General features: G+C 62.9%; 18 protein-coding genes and 2 pseudogenes. 6 read left to right on the forward strand and 14 right to left on the reverse strand.

The window, feature by feature from the left end:
* Positions 1–20: 20 nt before the first annotated feature.
* From BLV18_RS16335 to lptF, 5 genes and pseudogenes are all read left to right on the forward strand, one after another.
* Positions 21–833 (forward strand): OmpA family protein, encoded by an 813-nt coding sequence (locus BLV18_RS16335; RefSeq protein ID WP_090360062.1) that lies wholly within the window; start codon positions 21–23, stop codon positions 831–833.
* 187 nt (positions 834–1,020) lie between these two features.
* Positions 1,021–1,764 (forward strand): annotated as a pseudogene (locus BLV18_RS22785) (PAS domain-containing protein); the annotation flags it as partial.
* 108 nt (positions 1,765–1,872) lie between these two features.
* Positions 1,873–2,316 (forward strand): annotated as a pseudogene (locus tag BLV18_RS22790) (methyl-accepting chemotaxis protein); the annotation flags it as partial.
* A gap of 389 nt (positions 2,317–2,705) precedes the next feature.
* A complete protein-coding gene (locus BLV18_RS16345; RefSeq protein ID WP_090360067.1) occupies positions 2,706–3,119 on the forward strand; it encodes a DUF4398 domain-containing protein in 414 nt (137 codons plus the stop codon).
* 41 nt (positions 3,120–3,160) lie between these two features.
* Positions 3,161–3,943, forward strand: a complete 783-nt coding sequence (gene lptF, locus BLV18_RS16350) for a lipotoxin F family OmpA-related lipoprotein LptF (RefSeq protein WP_049861295.1) — start codon at positions 3,161–3,163, stop codon at positions 3,941–3,943.
* A 48-nt stretch (positions 3,944–3,991) separates the two neighbouring features.
* Here lptF and BLV18_RS16355 read toward each other — a convergent pair whose 3' ends face one another.
* The 13 genes from BLV18_RS16355 to BLV18_RS16415 all read right to left on the reverse strand — a co-directional run bounded on the left by BLV18_RS16355 (position 3,992) and on the right by BLV18_RS16415 (position 19,546).
* On the reverse strand, positions 3,992–4,885 hold the full coding sequence (locus tag BLV18_RS16355; RefSeq protein WP_090362353.1) for an alpha/beta hydrolase: 894 nt from the start codon (positions 4,883–4,885) through the stop codon (positions 3,992–3,994).
* 31 nt (positions 4,886–4,916) lie between these two features.
* A complete protein-coding gene (locus tag BLV18_RS16360) occupies positions 4,917–6,242 on the reverse strand; it encodes a flavohemoglobin expression-modulating QEGLA motif protein (RefSeq protein WP_208598864.1) in 1,326 nt (441 codons plus the stop codon).
* Between the two features lie 9 nt (positions 6,243–6,251).
* Complete coding sequence (locus BLV18_RS16365; protein WP_425272630.1) at positions 6,252–6,962, reverse strand: TetR/AcrR family transcriptional regulator; 711 nt, start codon at positions 6,960–6,962, stop codon at positions 6,252–6,254.
* A 348-nt stretch (positions 6,963–7,310) separates the two neighbouring features.
* A complete protein-coding gene (lysS, locus tag BLV18_RS16370; protein ID WP_090360070.1) occupies positions 7,311–8,813 on the reverse strand; it encodes a lysine--tRNA ligase in 1,503 nt (500 codons plus the stop codon).
* Between the two features lie 111 nt (positions 8,814–8,924).
* Positions 8,925–10,020 (reverse strand): peptide chain release factor 2 gene (prfB, locus tag BLV18_RS16375; RefSeq protein WP_122742474.1). Its coding sequence is split into 2 segments (ribosomal slippage): positions 8,925–9,947 and positions 9,949–10,020, totalling 1,095 coding nucleotides; the frame shifts between segments, so codons are not numbered across the junction.
* Between the two features lie 114 nt (positions 10,021–10,134).
* Positions 10,135–11,148 carry a diguanylate cyclase gene (locus tag BLV18_RS16380; RefSeq protein WP_049861292.1) on the reverse strand — a complete coding sequence of 338 codons (1,014 nt, stop codon included), beginning with the start codon at positions 11,146–11,148 and terminating at the stop codon, positions 10,135–10,137.
* A gap of 39 nt (positions 11,149–11,187) precedes the next feature.
* A complete protein-coding gene (gene cheB, locus BLV18_RS16385; RefSeq protein ID WP_090360072.1) occupies positions 11,188–12,198 on the reverse strand; it encodes a chemotaxis response regulator protein-glutamate methylesterase in 1,011 nt (336 codons plus the stop codon).
* Positions 12,195–14,513: a hybrid sensor histidine kinase/response regulator gene (locus tag BLV18_RS16390; RefSeq protein ID WP_090360075.1), complete on the reverse strand. Its 2,319-nt coding sequence runs from the start codon at positions 14,511–14,513 to the stop codon at positions 12,195–12,197. The genes cheB and BLV18_RS16390 overlap by 4 nt, the downstream gene beginning before the upstream one ends.
* On the reverse strand, positions 14,510–15,187 hold the full coding sequence (locus BLV18_RS16395; RefSeq protein ID WP_090360077.1) for a chemotaxis protein CheW: 678 nt from the start codon (positions 15,185–15,187) through the stop codon (positions 14,510–14,512). Before BLV18_RS16395 ends, BLV18_RS16390 begins: the two co-directional genes overlap by 4 nt.
* Complete coding sequence (locus BLV18_RS16400; protein ID WP_090360081.1) at positions 15,184–16,458, reverse strand: CheR family methyltransferase; 1,275 nt, start codon at positions 16,456–16,458, stop codon at positions 15,184–15,186. Before BLV18_RS16400 ends, BLV18_RS16395 begins: the two co-directional genes overlap by 4 nt.
* The gene (locus tag BLV18_RS16405; protein WP_244156880.1) at positions 16,455–16,964 is read right to left on the reverse strand and encodes a chemotaxis protein CheW; all 510 of its coding nucleotides are present in this window, start codon (positions 16,962–16,964) and stop codon (positions 16,455–16,457) included. The genes BLV18_RS16400 and BLV18_RS16405 overlap by 4 nt, the downstream gene beginning before the upstream one ends.
* An 8-nt stretch (positions 16,965–16,972) precedes the next feature.
* Positions 16,973–18,595 (reverse strand): methyl-accepting chemotaxis protein, encoded by a 1,623-nt coding sequence (locus tag BLV18_RS16410; RefSeq protein ID WP_090362360.1) that lies wholly within the window; start codon positions 18,593–18,595, stop codon positions 16,973–16,975.
* Positions 18,596–18,799: 204 nt separating this feature from the next.
* A complete protein-coding gene (locus BLV18_RS16415; RefSeq protein ID WP_090360086.1) occupies positions 18,800–19,546 on the reverse strand; it encodes a tellurite resistance TerB family protein in 747 nt (248 codons plus the stop codon).
* A gap of 290 nt (positions 19,547–19,836) precedes the next feature.
* Here BLV18_RS16415 and BLV18_RS16420 point away from each other — a divergent pair, with 290 nt between their 5' ends.
* On the forward strand, positions 19,837–21,450 hold the full coding sequence (locus tag BLV18_RS16420) for a glucan biosynthesis protein D (protein ID WP_049861285.1): 1,614 nt from the start codon (positions 19,837–19,839) through the stop codon (positions 21,448–21,450).
* Between the two features lie 76 nt (positions 21,451–21,526).
* On the opposite strand, the gene BLV18_RS16425 is transcribed toward BLV18_RS16420, so the two are convergent.
* Positions 21,527–22,633, reverse strand: coding sequence for an NADH:flavin oxidoreductase/NADH oxidase (locus tag BLV18_RS16425; RefSeq protein WP_090360090.1), 1,107 nt, complete (start codon positions 22,631–22,633; stop codon positions 21,527–21,529).
* Positions 22,634–22,656 lie beyond the last annotated feature (23 nt).

The following is a 22,656-nucleotide window of genomic DNA, read 5'->3' on the forward strand; positions in this document are numbered from 1 at the left end:
TCTAGATTCAGGAAATCACCGTGAACACTCAATTCAAGTTCCCCGCCCTGTCGGCGCTGGTCGTGCTGCTGGCTGCCTGTTCCAAAACCCCCAACCCGCAACTGGTGCAGGCCCAGGCCAGCTTCGCCGACCTGCAAGGCAATCCCAAATCGGTCCAGTTGGCCGCGCTGGAAACCAAGGATGCGGCCCAGTGGCTGGAGCGCGCCGAAAAGGCTGCGCGTGCGAGCGAGGCCGATGATCAGGTGGATCACCTGGCTTATCTGGCCCGTCAGCGTATCGAGTTGGCCCGGCAGACCATCGAACTGCGTACGGCCGAACAGGCGATCCAAGGTGTCGCCGCATTGCGTGCCCAGGCCCGCCTGGAAGCACGCGATGCGCAGATCAAGAAGCTCCAGGAAAGCCTCAACGCCAAACAACCTGCGGCTGAAGCGATGGCCGTGCAGCAAACCGAACGCGGCAGCCTGGTGACCTTCGGTGACGTGCTGTTCGAAACCGGCCAGGCCGAACTGCGCCCTGGCGCCTACGACAACATCGCCCGTCTGGCGCAATTTCTGCGCGACAACCCGGCCCGCAAGGTAATCGTCGAGGGACACACCGACAGCACCGGTTCTGCATCCTTCAATCAGACCCTCTCGCAGCGCCGCGCCAATGCCGTTCTGGTTCAGCTGGTACGCGCAGGTGTGAGCCCGGAACGCATCGTCGCGCAAGGCCTGGGCATGTCTTATCCGGTGGCCAGTAACGGCGACGCTTCGGGTCGTGCCCAGAACCGTCGGGTCGAAGTGACCATTTCCAATGACAACCAGCCGGTCAGGTCGCGCGCGTCGATGCGTTGATTTTCGAACCCTGGAAAAAGAAACCAGAATAAACCCGGCCGGCGCGCCGGGTTTTTGCGCTTAATCGTTTCAACCTACCGCTGGGAGGTTGCGGCCTTAAGTAACCATGGAGGCTGTCGATAGTTTTACATGCCCTTCCCTTCTCGAGGCCTGTGCCATGTTCTTCTTCAAACGCCTGAAAAACGAAATGGCCGCCCTGCGTGAGGAGGTGGCGATCGTGCGACAGATCCGCCAAGGCCTGGACGAGGAAACCATCCACCTCAGGCTCGACCCCCAGGGATGCATTCTGGGGGTGAACGCCAACTTCGAGGCCGTGCTTCAGTATCGCAACGACGAGCTGGTGGGCAAACCTCTGGAAAGCCTGGTTGCCGAGCATGTGCAGAAGGACAAGCACCACGAACGCGTGCGTACCGCCATACGCCAGGGAGAACACTTCTGCGGGGCCTGGCGGCTGTTGCGCAAGGACGGCGGCGAGACCTGGCTGCGCGTCATCATGCACCCCGTGCATTCCACCGATGGCAGGCTGGTCAAGTTCTCGTGCTATGCCAGCGACCTGACCAACACCATCGAAACCTCTCGGGCACACGAGAACTTCATCCAGGCGCTGTTGCGCTCCACCGCGGTCATCGAGTTCGACCTCGACGGCCATGTGCTGACCGCCAACGACCTGTTTCTGCAGGCGATGGGCTACGGCCTGGAGCAGATCAAGGGCAAGCATCACCGCATGTTCTGCAGCGGCGAAATCGCGAATTCGCGGGATTATCAAGCGTTCTGGGAGCGTCTGCGTCGCGGGGAGTTCGTCGCCGAGCGCTTCGAGCGTGTAGATAGCCATGGTCGCACGGTGTGGCTCGAGGCTTCCTACAACCCGGTTCGCGATGGCAACGCCAATGTCTACAAGGTCGTGAAGGTCGCGACCGTCATCACCGAGATGGTGGAACGCGAGATCGCCATCGCCGAAGCCGCCACGGTGGCGTACGACACGTCGGTGCGCACCGATGAAACGGCCCTGCGCGGAGCCGAAGTCGTGCGAGACACGGTCAAGGTGATGACGGACCTCGCCCATCACATGCAAAGTGCGGCCGAAGGCATCGAGGCGCTGGACGAGCAGAGCCAGGTGATTTCCAACATCATCAAGACCATCAGCGGTATCGCCGCACAAACCAATCTGCTGGCGCTGAACGCCGCCATCGAGGCCGCACGCGCGGGTGAACAGGGCCGTGGTTTTGCAGTGGTGGCCGATGAGGTTCGCCAGCTGGCTTCACGAACGACGCAAGCCACCGCCGAGATCGAGGGCGTCGTCAGGCAGAACCAGAAGCTTGCCACCGACGCGGTGGAAACCATCGGCGCCGGCAGGCACAAAGCCGAATCCGGCCTGCAACTGGCCAATCAGGCAGGTACCGTCATTACCGAGATTCAGGACGGCGCGAAGCGCGTGGTAGGTGCGGTGGCAAGCTTTACAACGCAGCTGGCCACCGAGTCCTAGGGTCTGTGTGAAAAGTCCTGAGACGAAGGTCAGGCAAGGCGAAGACAGCCGAGGAAGCGGAGTTTACGGGTGGTAAATGAGCATTCCGAGGCTGTGCACAACGCAGCATCACCGAGTATCAAGGCTTTTCACACAGAGCTTGGCGTTCAATTCATCACCAGTCGCTACCTGATGCGCCTTGTCGGATCGCCGACCGGCGCATCTACGTGACAAACCAGCGGCGTCAGAAAAAACTCGCCCATTCGGACAAATTTCTGAACTATTCAAAATTGCCTTGTGTCCCAACGTTTAACCATTACAGCCAGCGGCGTGTGCTAGTCGCCGGGCTTTATCCAGGCGCGTGAAACGTTCGACTGTCATGGATTTTGATGTTTTTCAGGAGCTATCCAATGGAGTTGAAAGCCATGAATACCCGTACTGCCAAAACCTCGTCCAACCCTCTGCGCGGGCTGAAACTGGCTGCCCTCGCACTGGGCACTACCTTCGTCCTGGCTGGCTGCGCCGGCAAGCCTCCAACCGAGCAGTACGCCGTGACTCAATCGGCCGTGAACAGCGCGGTGAGCGCTGGCGGTACCGAATACGCCGCTGTGGAAATGAAGGCTGCGCAGGACAAGTTCAAGCAGGCTGAAATCGCCATGCACGACAAGAACTACGAGAAAGCCAAGGTCCTCGCCGAACAGGCCGAGTGGGACGCACGTCTGGCCGAGCGCAAGGCGCAGGCTGGCAAAGCGGCCAAGGCCGTACAAGACGCCAAGCAGGGTGTCCAGGACCTGCGTGAAGAAAGCATGCGCAGCGCTCAGTAAGCTGCCCATCGCGACTTGAACTCGAATAAAGGATGAAGACTATGCGTAAACAATTGATGGTTCCTGCCCTGTTGGCTCTCAGCGTTGGCCTGGCAGCTTGCTCCACCCCGCCTAACCCGAACCTGGAACAGGCGCGGACCAATTTCTCTTCCTTGCAGACCAACCCCAAGTCGGTACAGCTGGCTGCGCTGGAAACCAAAGACGCTTCGGAATGGCTGGACAAGGCTGACAAGGCCTACCGCGACGACGCCGACCGCGCCAAAGTCGACCAACTGGCCTACCTGACCAACCAGCGCGTTGAAGTGGCCAAGCAGACCATCGCTCTGCGCAGCGCCGAGGAAACCCTCAAAGGTGCTGCTGCCCAGCGTGCTCAGGCTCGCCTGGATGCCCGCGACGCTCAGATCAAGAAGCTTCAGGACAGCCTGAACGCCAAGCAGACTGACCGCGGTACCCTGGTGACCTTCGGTGACGTGCTGTTCGATCTGAACAAGGCTGAGCTGAAGTCGTCCGCGTTCCCCAACATCGCCAAGCTGGCCCAGTTCCTTCAGGAAAACGCTGATCGCAAGGTCATCGTTGAAGGCTACACCGACAGCACTGGTTCGGCTGCCTACAACCAGAGCCTGTCCGAGCGCCGCGCCAACTCCGTGATGGCCGCCCTGGTCCGCGCCGGCGTCGAGCCTTCGCGCATCGTCGCTCAAGGCTATGGCAAGGAATACCCAGTTGCCGACAACACCAGCAACTCGGGCCGCGCCCAGAACCGTCGTGTGGAAGTGACCATTTCCAACGACAACCAGCCAGTGGCCCCGCGCTCGTCCATGCGTTGATCCACCCGCTGTAAATAAACGCCCCGGTGAGTGATCACCGGGGCGTTTTCATTTGTGCGCTGCGGGCGTGGGTTCGGCAGGCGTGGGATAGTTGGGTATCTCGCCAAGACGGCGAAGGCCGTTGAAATGCTGCGGGTCGTCAAGGTAGCGCAGCATGACCTGACGCCAGGTGGGGTCGGCGAAGGTTTGCACATGGCCGCCGCGGGTCAGTTGCAATACCCTTGGCAATGGCGCCTGTCGGTACAGTTGCAGCGCGTTGTCCAGCGGCACGATCGGATCGTCGATGCTCTGGAAGAGCAGCATGGGCGTGCCTTTCAGTTGTTCGATGGAGGCGATGGCACTGTCGCCGTCGGGCACCCACCAGGACAACGGCACCTGCAACGGCCAGGTCACCCAGGAAGTGCTCAAGGCATAACGACCCACAGCCCTGTAGCTGGCGGGCACGCCGTCCAGGACGAGCGCCTTGAGGCGCTGACGCTGCTGCGGATGCTCGGCCAGGTAGTGCACGGCCATCGCTCCACCCAGGCTTTGCCCAAGCAGCACCAACGGCTTGTCGCGTACCTGCGTACGCGCCTGCAGCCAGGCAAAGGCGCTGTCGATGTCCTGATAGATCTGTGGCAGCCGCGGCGAGCCCTCGGACAATCCATAGCCGCGGTAGTCGAGCATCAGCACCTGATAGCCCTGCTCGGGCAGCCACCAACTGCCGCCCAGGTGCCAAGCCAGGTTGCCGCCGTTGCCATGCAAATGCAGCACCGTGCCCTTGACCTCGACACCGGGCTTGGCCGGCAACCACCAGCCGTGCAGACGCGTACCATCGGCAGCTGTCAGCGTAACGTCTTCGTAGGCCAGGCCCGCCTTGGCAGGCGTGAACGGCAGTCCCGGCTCCGGGTAGAACAGCAGCGAACTGCAGCCCGCCAGGCTGACCGTCACTGCCAGCGCCAGGGCAGTACGCCAACGGCGCTGCGACCGCCGCTCAGAGGATATTGGAGTAATCGGCTTCAATTCGGTCCAGGCTCAGGTGGTTGAGGAAGTTCGAGAAGCACATCCAGGCGGACAGCGCGTTCATGTCGCGAAACTGTTCGGGCAGGTACTTGGGCGGCGTCACCAGCCCTTCGTCGACCAGCTGGCGCAACGTGCGCATGTCTTCCAGGGTGGTCTTGCCACAGAACAGCAGCGGCACCTGTTCCAGCTTGCCTTTGCGCACGGCCAGCTGGATGTAGTTGTAGACCATGATGAAGCCCTTGAGGTACGACAGATCCTTGGTGAACGGCAGACCGGTCGGGGTCGAGCCGCGAAACACACGGCTGGCGTTACCATAGGCTTCGGGCATCTCGAAGCCTTCTTCGCGAAAGAAATCGAACACCTGGAGGAAGTCGGCGCCCTCTTCGACCATGTGGATCGCACGGGTGCGATTGGTCAACTTGCGCAAACGGCTGGGATAGGACGCGAAGGTGATCACTTCCATCAAGATGGCCAGGCCTTCCTGGGTGACCGTCGACGAGGGCGGGCCCTTGGAGAGGAAGGTGCAGATCGGCTGGTTCTGGCCGTTCAGCGTCGTGGCGACGTGGACCAGGCCTTCGTGGACTTCGAGGGCACGCACGTCGCGCTCGTTGAACATCGCATCGCTGCGAATCTTGATGTAATCCGCGCCGGCCGCGGCGTCGGCGACGATGCCGTCGGACTCGAACACGCGAATGGTGCCCTCGGTTTCACCGAACACCCGGTTCAGGCGCCCCTGCAACAGGTTCACCGCATCCTTGGCCGTCAGGGTCTTGGCTTCGTCCTTGAGGTCTCCGCGTCCGGCGATGTTGTTCAGATAGTCCGAAAGCATCAGTCCCAGATCGGCCAGGGTCGGGTCGCCGGCATGGAAGGCATCGGAAGCGGCGCCGTACAGCTCCTGTGAGATCAGGCCGAAGTCCTCGGTACCGCGCGCTTCGAGCATGCGCACGACCATGCGGTACTCTTTGCACATGCGGCGCATGATCTGCCCGACCGGATTGAACTGGCCGAGCTGGCGGGTGATATCGCGCTCGATGTTCTGGAATTCCAGTTTGACCGCGCTGGAGTCGAAGCCCAGGGCTCGGTTCTGGTAATAGTCGCGATCCACCGCTGGCATCTGCTTGCCGCCTGCCTGCAGAAAGCCGTGACGAATGGAGTCGTCCCACTTCACCGCATCGAGCACGCGAATCGGCGTCTGTGCCTGCACGATCCGGTCGGACAAGCCTCGAATCGTCTGCTGATACTCATCCACCGTACTGCTCCTCGTTCTGGCTTGGCCCACCAACCGCGGGCCTTTCATTGCGTGGGCTCAGCCCAGTACCCATTGCATGAAGCGGGTCAGAATACCGAGCATTTCGCGGTCGGCGTCCGCCTGGGTACTGGCCAGCAGCCCCTGATATTCCATCCGCCCGATAATCGCCGTCAACACCTGCGCGTCCTGCACGGGATCGCGCGAGCCCAGTACTTCGAGCATTTGTCGGCCGCCTTGCAGAAGAATGTCCTGATGGGCCAGTACCAGCGAGGCCAGGCGCGGGTTGAGCAATGCCTCCTGGCGAAAGGCCTGCTCGGCGATCAAGTGATCGCGACGGGTCTGCAATTGATGCATCACGTAATCGGCGGTCAGGCGGGCGATTTCGTCGGCCAGTTGGGCGCGGGCTTCGGGGCTGCCGTCGCCGCGAACGATCAGGGCGCGCAACATCTCTTCCGTGTTGCTCCACAGCTTGGCCATGAACACGGCGCTGCGCTCGACGTACTGGGCGAAGGCATCGTTGAGCAGGTCATCGATGTCCTTGAAGTAATAGGTGGTCGCCGACAGCGGCACCCCGGCTTCGGTGGCCACGGCGCGGTGGCGCACGCCCCGCACGCCATCGCGCACGACGATGCGCATGGCCGCGTCGAGAATCGCCTGGCGACGCAGCTCGCTGCCTTGGCGGCTGGCCTTGCGCCCTTGGTACTGGACGTTGCGGGCGAGTGTCGAGGCGACGCTGGCGGCTCCTTGTCTGGGTGTTGCTGGAATCACTGCTCGTATCCTTTGAGTAAGTGGGAGGTGCGGGCCCTGACGCGGCTCGCGCCGCTGCTACAGGGTACGTGAGAACCTGTGGATTGTGACGCGGCTCGCGGCGCTGCTACAGGGGACGTGGGAGCCTGCGGATTGTGACGCGGCTTGCGCCGCTGCTACAGAGATCGCGCAGGCCGGCGGATCCTTGAGCGCTTGCGCCGCTGCTACACGATATCGTAATCCTTTGAGACAACGGCAGGTTGTCGCGATCCCCTGTAGCAGCGGTGCAAGCCGCGTCGGGGCCGGCATTGACACACTGTATTGGCGCCCATAAAAAAGCCGCCCCATGGGGCGGCTGATCGACAACTGTCAGACTTGCGGCCGCATGTGCGGAAACAGGATCACGTCGCGGATCGAGGGCGAGTCGGTCAGCAGCATGACCAGGCGATCGATACCGATCCCCTCGCCCGCCGTTGGCGGCATGCCGTACTCCAGCGCACGAACGAAGTCGGCATCGTAGTGCATGGCCTCGTCGTCGCCGGCGTCCTTGTCCGCCACCTGGGCCATGAAGCGTGCGGCCTGATCTTCGGCGTCGTTGAGCTCGGAGTAAGCGTTGGCGATCTCGCGGCCGCCGATGAACAGCTCGAAGCGGTCGGTGACGTTGGGATTGTCGTCGTTGCGGCGGGCCAGGGGCGACACCTCGAACGGATACTGAGTAATGAAGTGCGGCTGCTCCAGCTTGTGCTCGACCAGTTCCTCGAAAATCATCACCTGCAGCTTGCCCAGACCTTCGAAACCCAACACCTTGGCGCCGGCCTTCTTGGCGATGGCGCGGGCCTTGTCGATGTCGTTCAGGTCATCGGCGGTCAGCTCGGGGTTGTACTTGAGGATCGAATCGAACACCGACAGGCGCACGAACGGCTCGCCGAAATGGAACACCTTGTCGCCGTAGGGCACGTCGGTGCTGCCCAGAACCAGCTGCGCCAGCTCGCGGAACAGCTCTTCGGTGAGGTCCATGTTGTCTTCGTAGTCGGCGTACGCCTGGTAGAACTCGAGCATGGTGAACTCGGGGTTGTGCCGAGTCGAGACGCCTTCGTTACGGAAGTTGCGGTTGATCTCGAACACCTTTTCGAAGCCACCGACCACCAGACGCTTGAGGTACAGCTCAGGAGCGATGCGCAGGAACATTTCCATGTCCAGAGCGTTGTGGTGAGTTTCGAACGGCTTGGCCGCGGCGCCGCCGGGAATGGTCTGCAGCATAGGCGTCTCGACTTCGAGGAAGTCGCGCTTGGCCAGAAAGCTGCGGATATGGGCGATGACCTGGGAGCGCACGCGGAAGGTACCGCGCACGTCTTCGTTGACGATCAGGTCGACGTAGCGCTGGCGGTAGCGCTGCTCGGTATCGGTCAGGCCATGGTGCTTGTCGGGCAACGGACGCAGCGACTTGGTCAGCAGGCGGACACTGGTCATTTCGACGTACAGATCGCCCTTGCCGGAACGGGCCAGGGTGCCTTCGGCGGCAATGATGTCGCCCATGTCCCAGGTCTTCACCTGAGCCAGGGTTTCTTCGGGCAGGGTCTTGCGGTTGACGTAGACCTGGATGCGTCCGGTCATGTCCTGGATCACCATGAACGAGCCACGGTTGAGCATGATGCGACCAGCGACCTTGACCGGAATCGCTGCCTCGGCGAGCTCTTCCTTGGTCTTGTCGACGTACTGTTTCTGCAAGTCGCCTGCATAGTTGTCGCGACGGAAGTCGTTGGGGAAGGCCTGGCCCTGGGCGCGCACGGCAGCAAGCTTTTCCTTGCGCAGGGCGATCAGGTTGTTTTCTTCCTGTTGCAGGTCTTGCGGGTCGAGTTGTTGATCGCTCATGTCTTCAGATTTTCCATCACGGGTTCGTTGCTCCCGACTACGGCGCCGGGATCGCGGGCAGGCCAGCCGTGACAGGCCGACGCGTATGCTGCATCGGCCTGTCCGGCGGTGTTACAGCCCTTGTTTCAAGCTGGCTTCGAGGTATTCGTCGATATCGCCGTCGAGCACCTTGTCGCAGTCGCTGCGTTCGATGTTGGTGCGCAGATCCTTGATCCGCGAGGCATCGAGCACATAGGAGCGGATCTGGTGACCCCAGCCGATGTCCGACTTGCTGTCTTCCATCGCCTGCGAGGCGGCGTTGCGCTTCTGCACTTCCTGTTCGTACAGGCGTGCACGCAACATCTTCATCGCCGTGTCCTTGTTGGCATGCTGCGAACGTTCGTTCTGGCAGCTGACCACGGTATTGGTCGGCACGTGGGTGATACGCACCGCCGAATCGGTGGTGTTGACGTGCTGACCACCGGCACCGGAGGAACGGTAGGTGTCGATGCGCAGATCGGCCGGGTTGATGTCGATCTCGATGTTGTCATCGATTTCCGGCGAGACGAACACCGCCGAGAAGGAGGTATGGCGACGGTTGCCGGAGTCGAACGGGCTCTTGCGCACCAGACGGTGCACGCCGATCTCGGTACGCAGCCAACCGAAGGCGTACTCGCCCTTGATGTGCAGGGTCGCACCCTTGATACCGGCGACTTCACCGGCCGACAGTTCCATGATGGTGGTGTCGAAGCCGCGCTTGTCGGCCCAGCGCAGGTACATGCGCAGCAGGATGTTGGCCCAGTCCTGGGCTTCGGTGCCGCCGGAGCCGGCCTGGATATCCAGGTAAGCGTTATTGGCGTCCATTTCACCGCTGAACATGCGGCGGAATTCCAGCTTCTCGAGCTGGGCGCGCAGGCGCTCGACCTCGGCGGACACGTCGTCGACGGCGCCCTGATCTTCTTCTTCGGCAGCCATTTGCAGCAGGTCTTTGGCGTCGCTCAGGCCGGCGTTCATCTCGTCGAGGGTGTCGACGATCTGCGCCAGCAGCGAACGCTCGCGACCCAGTTCCTGGGCGTAGGCCGGGTTGTTCCAGACAGCAGGATCTTCAAGCTCGCGATTGACTTCGGTCAGACGCTCATGCTTTTGATCGTAGTCAAAGATACCCCCGAATGGTTTCGGAGCGCTCGGACAGGTCCTTGATGCTGTTAAGGATCGGGTTGATTTCCATGGCGGGCAGCTCTCGTGCGTAACGTGTGAAAAGCCGGAGAGTATAACGCAGCCGACCATGGACAGCAGCCCGTCGAGCTGGGGATGGGTGTTTTTTTTGGGTTGACCCGTCGGCCTACTCCTGCTCGCCCACCACCACTTGATTGCGCCCATTGTGCTTGGCGGTATACAGCCCCTTGTCCGCAGCCAGGATCAGCTCGCGGCAATGACTGGACTGCTGCGGCGTCATGGTCGCCAGGCCGATGCTCACTGTCAGGCAGGCGTCGGCCTGGGGCGCGATGTGCGGGATGTTCAGGGCGGCGATGGTCTGGCGCAGCTTCTCGGCGACCAGCCGGGCACCGCCAGGCGAGGTGCCCGGCAGCACCAGGGCGAACTCTTCGCCGCCGTAGCGCGCCGGCAAGTCGCTGGAGCGGTTGCTGGAGTGACGGATGGCATCGGCCACGCGGCGCAGGGCTTCGTCGCCCGCCAGATGGCCGAAGTTGTCGTTGTAGGACTTGAAGTAGTCGACGTCGATCATCAGCAGCGACAGCTGGGTCTTGTCACGCATCGCGCGACGCCATTCCAGCTCCAGGTACTCATCGAAGTGGCGACGATTGGACAGCGCGGTCAGGCCATCGGAGTTCATCAGCCGCTGCAGGACCAGATTGGTATCCAGCAGCTGCTGCTGGCTCACGCGCAGCGCGCGGTAGGCCTCGTCGCGTTGCAGGAGCGTCAGGTACGACTTGGAGTGGTAGCGAATGCGCGCCACCAGCTCGATGGTGTCGGGCAGCTTGACCAGGTAATCATTGGCGCCTGCGGCAAAGGCGGCGCTCTTGATCAGAGGGTCCTCTTTAGTCGACAGGACGATGATCGGGATGTCCTGGGTCGCCGGATGATTGCGATAGTCGCGCACCAGCGACAGGCCATCCAGGCCCGGCATGATCAGGTCCTGAAGGATGACGGTCGGCTTGATTCGCATGGCCTGATTGATGGCCTGCTGCGGATCGGCACAGAAGTGGAAATCGATATTGGCTTCGTCGCTGAGACTGCGACGGATGGCTTCACCAATCATGGCCTGGTCGTCCACCAGAAGTACCATCGACTTGTTGTTGTCGTTGGACCTGAAGGCTTCGATCTGTAGATCAATCATGGGTTGTCACCTGGATACTGCCTGCGCCGTGGCTCGAGTTCATCGTGAAAATACGTCCATCAGTCGGGGTGCGATCCGCTCGAGCGGACGAATTTCAACAGCTGCATCAATGGCCGCCGCCGCTTTCGGCATTCCATAGACGGCGCTGCTGAGCTGGTCCTGGGCGATGGTCAGGTAACCGCGCTGACGCATCGACTTCAAGCCCTGCGCGCCGTCGCGGCCCATGCCGGTGAGCAACACGCCCACGGCGTCGCCGTTCCAGAATTGCGCCACACTACGGAAAAAAACATCTATGGAAGGTCGGTAGATCTCGTCCACCGGTTCTGCCGTGTAGGTTAAGGTACCATTTTTCAGCAGACGAATATGATGATTGGTGCCAGCAAGTAGCACAGTGCCAGCCTGAGGGGCCTCACCGTCCCTTGCCAGGCGCACCGGCAGGCTTGAGGCACTGCTCAGCCATTCGGCCATTCCGGCGGCGAACACCTGGTCCACATGCTGAACCAGAACGATGGCCGCCGGGTAATCGCGCGGCAATCCCTTGAGCAGGATTTCCAGCGCAGCGGGGCCGCCGGCCGACGAGCCGATGGCCACCAGCTTCTGTCGCATCCCGCTTGCGCGCGGCAGCGGCAACTCGCTGCGCACCGCCGGGCTGCGCTGCCCCACCAGCCAGCCGATGTTGAAGATCTTGCGCAACAGTGGCGCAGCAGCCTCGCGAGCATCGCCCACACCCAGGGTTGGGGTATCGACCACATCCAGGGCACCGTGGCCCATGGCCTCGAAGACACGATGCACGTTTTGCTGGCGGTCCACCGTGACGATGACGATGGCGCACGGGGTGTTGGCCATGATCTGCCGAGTGGCTTCCACGCCGTCCATCACGGGCATGATCAGATCCATCAGGATCAGGTCCGGGGTCACGGCCTGGCAGCGCTCGACCGCTTCGCGGCCGTTGCTGGCCACCCACACCACCTCGTGGGACGGCTCCAGCGCGATCGCCCGACGCAACGCTTCCACGGCCATGGGCATGTCATTGACGATGGCGATCCTCATCCCCGCGCTCCTCCAATCAACTCAACCACCGCATCGAGCAAGGCATCGTCGTGGAAACTGGCCTTGGCCAGGTAATAATCGGCCCCGGCGTCGAGGCCGCGGCGGCGGTCCTCTTCGCGGTCCTTGTAGGAAACCACCATGACCGGCAACGACTGCAAGCGGCTGTCGCGGCGCAGCAGGGTCACCAGTTCGATGCCGTCCATGCGCGGCATGTCGATGTCGGTGATCAGCAGGTCGAAGTCTTCGCTGCGCAAGGCATTCCAGCCATCCATGCCGTCGACGGCCACAGCCACATCGTAGCCGCGATGGCTGAGCAGCTTGCGTTGCAGCTCGCGAACGGTCAGCGAGTCATCCACCACCAGCACCCGCTTGCGCGCCGCTTCGGCCTGCTGGCTGCGTTTATCGATGCGCTCCAGGCGACCGGTATTGAGCAGTTTCTCCACCGAGCGGAACATGTCTTCGACGTCGATGATCAGCACTACCGAGCCGTCGTCGAGCAAGGCACCGGCGGAAATATCCTGGACCTTGCCCAGGCGCGCGTCCAACGGCAGCACGACCAGCGTGCGCTCGCCGATGAAGCGTTCCACCGCCACGCCGTAGATCGCCTCGCGGTCGCGGATCACCACGACCTTGACGGTCGCTTCGTTGCCCTGACTGGGCGGCCGCTGCAACAGCTGACTGGCGGCCACCAGGCCGACATGACGGTCCTGAAACCAGAAGTGCTGGCGGCCTTCGAGCTGGATGATGTCCTCGGCCGGCAGGTCCATGGTGTGTTCGATGTGCGCCAGCGGAAACGCGTAGGCCTCGCCCCCCACTTCCACCGCCAGGCTGCGCACTACCGACAGGGTCAGCGGCACCTCGATGTGAAAACGGCTGCCCTGCCCCGGCACCTGGATGAGCTCGACCGAGCCACGCAGTTGGCGAATCAGATGCAGCACCGCATCCAGCCCGACGCCTCTTCCCGACACCTCGGTGACCGTGTCGCGCATGCTGAAGCCGGGCAGGAACAGAAAGCTGAGCAGCTCCTCTTCACTGAGCTGCTCCACCGTATCGGCGGCCGACAAGCCGCGCTGGACAATGCTGCGGCGCAGCGCCGCCAGATCGACCCCACCGCCGTCGTCGCTCAGGTCCAGCACCAGCAAGCCTGCCTGGTGGGAGGCGCGCAGCAGCACCCGGCCTTCGCCAGGCTTGCCGGCCAGCAGGCGTTGCTCGGGGGTTTCGATACCGTGGTCGACGGCGTTGCGCAGCAGGTGGGTCAGCGGCGCTTCGAGTTTTTCCAGAACGTCGCGGTCGACCTGGGTTTTCTCGCCTTCGATGTCCAGCCGCACCTGCTTGCCCAGCGAGCGGCCCAGGTCGCGGACCATGCGCTCCTGACCGCCCAGCATGTCGGCGAACGGGCGCATGCGACAGGCCAGCGCCGTGTCGTACAACAACTGCGCGCGCTGGCTGGCCTGCCAGCCGAAATCATCCAGCTCCGCAGTCTGCTGCAGCAGCATCTGCTGGGTCTGGTCCAGCAGCGACTGGGCCTGCGCCAAGGCATCGCGCACCTCGGCGCTCTGCCCTTCGAGCTGCAATTGTTCGGCAAGGCCGCCGAGCGCACGGATGCTCTGCGCCTGCATGCGCTTGAGACGCTGCATGGTCAGCAGATAGGGCTTGAGCCGTTGGGTTTCCACCAGCGATTTGCTCGACAGGTCCAGCAGGCTGTTCAAACGTTCCGCCGTGACGCGCAATACCCGCTCGCCGGTGTCACTGACCCGACGTGCCCGGTTCGCCGGGAGTTCGGCCACGAAATCGTCCAAGGCTGGCGTTGCGTCCGCCAGTTCGGTGACGGGGGACGCCTCGGGCGGGGTGTCCATGGGTAGCTCGACCGGCGCAGGTGCAGCCGGTGGCATTGTGGGCGAGAGCTGCGCTGCGGCGGCGGCCAACGGATCCATCACCGCCGCCATCTGCGCCACGTAGGCATCGATATCGTGCGTGCCGGGCGCGCCGGCACCGGGCGTGCCGATACGCATCAGCAAATCGGTGCCCAGCAGCAGCGCATCGATGTGCTCGGCCATCAGGTACACGCGCCGTTCCTGGGCCGCTACCAGGCAATCTTCCATGACGTGGGCCACGCGCACTCCGGCGTCCAGTCCGACGATGCGCGCGGCGCCCTTGAGCGAATGGGCCGCGCGCATGCACGCTTCCAGTTGGTCGGCCTGGGTCGGGTTGCGCTCCAGGGCCAACAGCCCGGCATTGAGCACTTGGGTCTGGGCCTCGGCTTCCAGGCTGAACAGTTCCAGCAACGAGGCGTCGCGCATCTGCTCCGGGGTCATGTCAGGCTCCGGTTCATGGCCTGCAGCAGCGCCGTGTCGTCGAGCAGGCGCACGCTGCGCCCACGAAATGGCAGAACGCCTTGAGTGAAACGCGCGCCCGCCTGGGTCGTGGCCGTGGAAGCCTGTTCGAGCTCGACCAGATCGATGCGATGGATACCGTCCACTTCCTCCACCGGCACCACCACCGAGCCGCCGTCTATGGCGACGATCAGCATGCGCGGCATGACCCGCGTGGAAGCGGCTGGGGTCGCATGCTGAGTGTCGATGCCCAGCAGCTCCTCCAACGCCAGACACGGCACCAGCGCGCCGCGTACGTTGGCAACACCGCGCAACGCTCGCGAGCGCTGGTGCGGCAGCGAATGCACGGCCTGCACCGGCGCCACCTCCACCAGGCAGCGGGTGGCCAGCGCCAGCCACTCATCGGCCAGGCGAAACAGAACCAGGGATTTGCTTTCGACCCTTCCTACCGCTTCGCTGTAATGCAGGGGCGCGTGCTGGCGATCCAAAGCATAGCGGTCCAGCAGACGGACCGCCGCCGAGGCATACACCGCGCAGTTGCGGCAGTGGATGTGCTCGGCCAGCAGTGGGCAGGATTTATCACCATGAATGCCGATGCGGTTCCAGCAGTCATCGATCTGCTGGGCATCGATGTCGATCAGGTCCGGGGCCGTCATCGTTCATGCTCCTGCGCCTGCGGCCGGTCATTGCGTGCGGCACGCTCCTGCAGGCGCCGCGCACCGGCGATGTCGCCTTGGGCGGTGAGGAGCATGGCCAGGTGAGCCAACGCCTCGGCGTGCTGTGGATCGAGGTACAACGCTTTGCGGTAGTAACCTTGGGCCTGCAGCATCTGGCCGCCGACGTCACTGAGCAGGCCCAGCCAGTAGAACACCTGGGGATCGGGCCCATGGCTGCGCAGGTAGGCATCGCACGCCGCCTGGGCCTCTGTACTTTTACCTTCGTTGGCGAGCCTGGCGATCTGCGCAAGCAAGGCTGCGCCGTCGCTCGCCGCCGTTTCGACGGCGTTGGCCACCGGCAGCGCCAGCACTCGTGTGCGGGGACGCGCCGACTGCCGACCAGGCTCGGGCAGCAACTTGATCGGTATCTGCAACCGCGCCGGCGCAGGGGCCAAGGGCGTAGGCGCAGGCGCAACCTGACGATCGCGGACGAAGGCGAACGACTGCGCGATACCGATCGGGCGCATGCCCAACCGCGCAAGCAGACTGCCCTCGGCCGGCCCGATGAACAGTGCGCCGTCTTCGTGAGTCAGTTTCTTCAGCACTTCGAACACCTGCTGCTGGGTCGGCAGGTCGAAATAGATCAGCAGGTTGCGACAGAACACGAAGTCATAGGCGCGCTCGCCGCCCAGCAACAGCGGATCGAGAATGTTGCCCACCTGTAGGCGCACCTGCGCGCGAACTTGTGGTGCGAGCAGGTAACCCTCATCCGTCGGCGCAAAATGTCGATCACGAAACGTCAGCGGCGCTCCGCGAAACGAATTGCGCCCATAGATCGCCCGTGTCGCCCGGCTCACCGAGAGTGGGCTGATGTCCACGCCGTCCACGCTGAACTGCTCCGGCGCCAGCCCGGCATCGAGCAAAGCCATGGCGATCGAATAAGGCTCCTCGCCCGTCGAACAGGGCAGGCTGAGGATACGCAGCGGCACGCCGGGCCGTTCGGCGAGGCGCGCCTTGGCGACCTTGCACAGCGCGGCGAAGGATTCGGGGTAGCGCATGAACCAGGTTTCCGGAACGATGACCGCCTCGATCAATGCCTGCTGCTCCGCTGCCGAGCCCTGCAACAGCGTCCAGTAGGCGTCCAGGTTCGGGGCATGCGCGGCTTGGCTGCGCTGCGCGACTGCGCGCTCGATCAACGCCGGACCCACCGACGCCACATCCAGGCCGATGCGGTCACGCAGAAAGCGCACGAAGCGCTGGTCGTCACTCATTGCGCGCCCTCCTCCACGACCGAGGCCGCCAACTGCGGGGCAAAGAGCAGTTCGCGCACGGCCGGTTCGAGCAGATCCTGCACGCGCAACCACTGCAACAGACCCTGACTGTCTTCGCGCACTGGCCCCAGGTAGGGCGTGGCACGGTTATGCACACCACTGGGTTTGAAGTCGCGTGGATCGCAGCGCAGCGTTTCGCTGGCGAATTCGACGATCAGCCCCAGGCGAGCCTGAGGACCGGCCTGGTCGTTCGGGTAGTGCACCAGCACCAGACGCGTACTGGTGCGGCGAACTGCTGGGACGCCAAAGCTCAACGCGCTGACGTCCAGCACCGGCACCACCCGACCGCGATGGGCGAATACACCGGCCACCCACGCCGGCGCCTGCGGGACCGGCTTGAGCGGCAGCAACGGCAGAACCTCCGCCACCTCCAGCGCATCCAGCGCGAAGCGCTCCTGTGCGATGCGAAACAGCAGGAACAGCTTGTTGCGCGCGGCGATCGGCATCGCGCCCATCAGACTTTGAAGCGCGAGACGCCGCCGCGCAGTCCGGTGGCGACCTGACTCAGCTCGTCGATGGCGAAGCTGGCCTGACGCAGCGATTCCACCGTCTGACTGCTGGCATCACCCAACTGCGCCAACGCATGGTTGATCTGTTCGGCACCGGTGGCCTGCGCCTGCATGCCCTCGTTGACCATCAGCACGCGCGGCGCCAAGGCCTGCACTTGGCCGATGATCTGCGACAGCTGATCGCCGACCTGCTGCACCTCGAACATGCCGCGGCGCACCTCCTCGGAAAACTTGTCCATGCCCATGACCCCGGCCGAAACCGCCGACTGAATCTCGCGCACCATCTGCTCGATGTCATAGGTGGCCACGGCGGTCTGGTCGGCGAGACGGCGTACTTCGGTGGCGACCACCGCAAAGCCGCGACCGTACTCGCCGGCCTTCTCGGCCTCGATGGCGGCGTTGAGCGACAGCAGGTTGGTCTGGTCTGCCACCTTGACGATGGTCACCACCACCTGGTTGATGTTGCCGGCCTTCTCATTGAGGATCGCCAGCTTGGCGTTGACCAGCTCCGCAGCGCCCATGACCTGATGCATGGTTTCTTCCATGCGCGCCAGACCCTGCTGACCGGAACCGGCCAGGGAGGATGCCTGGTCGGCTGCCGAAGTGACCTCACCCATGGTCCGCACCAGATCGCGCGAGGTGGCAGCGATTTCTCGCGAAGTCGCGCCGATTTCGGTGGTCGTTGCGGCGGTTTCGGTCGCCGTGGCCTGTTGCTGCTTGGACGTTGCGGCGATTTCGGTCACCGAGGTGGTGACCTGCACCGACGATCGCTGCGCCTGGGCCACCAGCGCGGTGAGTTCGGTCATCATGTCGTTGAAGCCCAGCTCGACCTCGTTGAATTCGTCCTTGCGCGCCAGGCTCAGGCGAGTGCTCAGGTCGCCGTTGCGCATGACCTCCAGGATCCGCACGATCTTCTGCATGGGCGCCATGATGGTGCGCAGCAGCCACAGCCCGCAGATACCGGCGACGATGATTGCCACCAGAAGCGAGATCACCAGGCTGACCTTGGCCGCGGCCACCGAAGAGTCGATGGCCGTAGTGGCCTTCTCGGCCCCCTCGCGATTGCGATCGATCAAGGTATTGAGTTGCTTGCGCCCGGCGACCCAGGCCGGCGTCAGGTCGTCGATGGCCATCTGTTGGGCTTCGCTGAACTTGCGCAGACGATAGGCTTCCAGCACGTCGGCCAGGGTTTTTTCATAGATCACGCGCATCCGCTCGAATTCTTCGAAAGCGGCCTGGTCTTCGCTGTCCTGGACGGTGCTGCGGTAATTGGCCATCTGCTGGGTCAGGCGCTCGGCGAAGCTCTTGTACTGGTCCTCGTCGGCCGTGATCAGTTCGCGCTGATAGCTCAGGCCCACCAGTTGCTGGGTATAGACGTAGCTGTCCACCCAGGCACTGCGGATCATGGAGCTGAATACCACGCCCGGCACACTGTCGGTGCGCACCTTGGTTTCGTTGGTCTCGATGGTCTGCAGACGTGAATAGGACACCACGACCATCAACAGCATGATTGCGATGACAACGGCGAAACTCGCCAGGATGCGGTGGCGCAAGGACCAGTTCTTCACAGTCAACCCTCGAAAATTCCTACAGCACAAACGAAAAATCGCCTGAGTATAGCCCTACCTCAGGCGATTTCGCGCTGTTGCTCAACTTTCGTTCATCAGCGAGGGTAATGCCAGTTGCCGCGTGATCAACGCATGACTATTGCCGACCGACGTCGCGATCGACGGATGAACGGTGACGCCCTCCGTTCAACCCGTCTATTCACCTCACGCGACCTCGGCTTCGGCCTGACGAACCTGCTTTTCCAATTCCAGCTTCAGCGCAGGGTCGAGGGACAGCTGCTTGGCCAGTTCGTCCAGGTAGGCCCGCTCCATGAAGTGCTCCTGATCCACCATCATGACGCTGGCGATGTACATCTCGGCGGCTATCTCCGGGGTCTTGGCAGCGCGTGCCACATCCACCGGGTCCAGCGGCTTGTTCAATTCAGCGTGTAGCCACTGCTGCAGCTCGTTGTCCGAATCCAGGCGAGTGAACTCGCCTTCGATCAGTTCACGTTCGCGTTCGTCCACATGGCCATCGGACTTGGCTGCCGCAACCAACGCCTTGAGGATGGCCTGGCTGTGTTCCTCGACCTGCTGGGGCGGCACCCGGTCGACCGTCTGCGGCTCGCCACGTGGCGCGCTCTGCTGCTGGGCCTGCCAGTTGCCATAGGCCTTGTAGGCAATGACGCCCAACGCTGCCAGGCCACCATAGGCCAACGCCTTGCCGCCGTACTTGCGTGCGCTCTTGTTGCCGAGCAGCAGGCCCATGGCGCCACCGGTCAGCGCGCCCTTGCCGCCGGACAACAGGCCACCCAACGCACCACCCGCGCCGCCTTTGCCGGAAAGCAGACCGCCGAGTGCACCGGCGACACCACCGGCGCCACCCAGGGGTGAAGAGCCACCGCCGCTTTTGTTCTTCAGCAGCTCCTGGCCGGATTTGAACAACTGGTCGAGCAAGCCACGCGTGTTCATTTTTTGGTCTCGTCAATGGGAGAAACGTTTGACGAGAGTAAGGGCATTCCGTTGCTTGGCTCGAATGGTGATTTGCTTCGGGATGTTGCGCAAATGATCGGCCACAACAGTCAATCGAGGGGTCGACGGGGACATATCCGGAAAACTTTTTTACAGGAGTTTGCGAACACATCGGTCATTCCGGTATCTGTGTACAGTTCGCTGCGTTTGGACAAGGCAGGCCCAAACCTTCCCATTTGAGCCTCGCAGGTCGCTTGGAGCGACCGAGGTTGATTCAGAACAGGTTAGCTATGCACCGCAGACACCTTCTGAAAGCGTCGATGGCCCTCGCGGCCTATACCGGACTGTCCGGCACCGGGCTGTTCGCCGCCCAGGCCCTGGCCGCCACCGCCGATGGCGAAGCCGAGCCGTTCAGCTTCGACATGCTCAAGGCCCAGGCCAAGAGCCTGGCCGCACAGGCCTATGTCAGCAACAAGCAGACCCTGCCCCCGACCTTGGCAAACATGACGCCGCAGCAATTCAATGCGATTGGCTACGACGCCAACCATTCGTTGTGGAACGACCTCAATGGCCAGCTGGACGTGCAGTTCTTCCACGTCGGCATGGGCTTCCGCACCCCGGTGCGCATGTACAGCGTCGATGCCGATCGCAAGCAAGCGCGCGAAGTGCATTTCCATCCGCCGCTGTTCAACTACCAGAACACCACGGTCGACACCTCGCAGCTCAAGGGCGATCTGGGCTTCGCCGGCTTCAAGCTGTTCAAGGCGCCCAACCTCGAACGCCATGACGTGGTGTCCTTCCTCGGCGCCAGCTACTTCCGCGCCGTCGATGCAACCGGCCAATACGGTCTGTCCGCGCGCGGCCTGGCGATCGATACCTATGCCAAGAAGCAGGAAGAGTTTCCCGACTTCACCAAGTTCTGGTTCGAAACGCCAAGCAAGGACAGCACCCGCTTCGTGGTCTATGCCCTGCTCGACTCACCGAGTGCCACCGGCGCCTATCGCTTCGACATCGATTGCCAGGCAGAGCGCGTGGTCATGGACATCGATGCGCACATCAACGCGCGTCAGGACATCGAGCAACTGGGTGTGGCACCGATGACCAGCATGTTCAGCTGCGGCAACCACGAGCGGCGCATGTGCGACACCATTCATCCACAGATCCACGATTCGGATCGCCTGGCCATGTGGCGCGGCAATGGCGAATGGATCTGCCGACCGCTGAACAACCCGGACCGCGTGCGGTTCAATGCTTTTGCCGATGTCGATCCAAAAGGCTTCGGCCTGATCCAGACCGACCACAACTTCAGCAACTATCAGGATACGGTCGATTGGTACCACAAGCGTCCGAGCCTGTGGGTCGAGCCGACCACCGCTTGGGGCGAAGGCGCCATCGATCTGGTGGAGTTGCCGACCACCGGCGAAACCATGGACAACATCGTCGCCTTCTGGACACCCAAGAATCCGGTCAAGGCCGGCAACTCCCTGAATTTCGGCTACAAGCTGTACTGGAGTGCCCTGGCACCGGTCGGCACGCCGCTTGCGCGTGTCGCGGCAACGCGCTCCGGGATGGGTGGTTTCACCGAAGGCTGGGCGCCGGGCGAGCATTACCCCAACGTCTGGGCACGACGGTTCGCCGTGGACTTCACCGGTGGCGGGCTGGAATCGCTGAAAACGCCGATCGAACCCATCATCACGGCCTCGGGCGGCAAGGTGCAGGACATTCAGGTGTTGGAGTTGCCGGACATCAAGGGCTTCCGCGTGCTGTTCGACTGGTACCCCACCAGCGACAGCGTCGATCCGGTGGACATGCGTTTGTTCATCAAGACCCAGGGGCGCACGTTGAGCGAAACCTGGCTCTACCAGTACTTCCCTCCGGCTCCGGAAAAGCGCAAGTACGTCTGATGGACTGAAGCGGCATGGCCTCTTCGTCCCATGATTCCAGGGGCGAAGAGGCCATCATTGAAACGCCGGATGACGATCAGTCGCGCAGGTCCGATTCCAGGATCGGCTGATCGCGGTGGGTGGCGCGCTGGTACTGGGCTGGCCAGGTGGCCAGGCGCCCGCCCAGGTCTTCGTCGGCGTGCAGGGGCCAGTACGGATCGCGGAGCAGTTCACGCGCAAGCAGGATGATGTCAGCCTGACCGGTGCGCAGGATATGCTCGGCCTGGGCCGGATCGGTGATCATGCCCACGGTGCCCGTGGCGAGATCCGCCTCCTTGCGAACCCGCTCGGCAAAACGTGTCTGATAGCCTGGTCCGGTTGGAATCTCGGCATTAGCTGAGCTCCCGCCCGACGATACGTCGATCAGGTCCACGCCCAGCCCCTTCAAGCGTTTGGCCAACTCGACGGTTTCGTCCGGGTTCCAGCCGTCTTCGACCCAGTCGGTCGCGGATACGCGGACGAAAACGGGCAATTCCTCGGGCCAGACCTCGCGAATGGCTTGCGTGACCTCCAGGGTCAGACGAATTCGGTTTTCGAAACTACCCCCATACTGATCCTGACGCTGATTGCTGAGCGGCGACAGGAACTGGTGCAGCAGATAACCGTGGGCCGCATGAACCTCGACCACTTTGAAGTTGGCGGTCAATGCGCGCTTGGTGGCGGCGACGAACGCCTGGACGATGTCCTTGATGGCGGCTTCGTCCAGCGCAGTGGGTGCGGTGTGTTGCGGGTCGAAGGCGATCCGCGAGGGCCCCACCGGCACCCAGCCACCTTCATTGACCGGCACGCTGCCATGCTTGCCCAACCAGGGTCGCCAGGTACTGGCCTTGCGCCCGGCATGGGCCAGCTGGATCGCCGGCACCGCGCCCTGTGAGGTGATGAAGCGGGTGATGCGCTGCAGCGGTTCGATCTGCTCGTCGTTCCACAGACCGAGGTCTTCAGGTGTGATACGACCATCGGCCGTCACGGCGGTGGCTTCGGTGAAGACCAGACCGGCACCGCCGCTGGCACGACTGCCCAGGTGCACCAGATGCCAGTCGTTGGCCAGGCCATCGACGCTGGAGTACTGGCACATCGGTGAAACCGCGATGCGGTTGCGCAGGGTCAGCTGGCGGAGGGTATAGGGTTCGAGCAGCATGCTCATCGGGCACCTCGGTTGGCAGTTCC

The organism is Pseudomonas coleopterorum (assembly GCF_900105555.1).
GTDB lineage: Bacteria > Pseudomonadota > Gammaproteobacteria > Pseudomonadales > Pseudomonadaceae > Aquipseudomonas > Aquipseudomonas coleopterorum.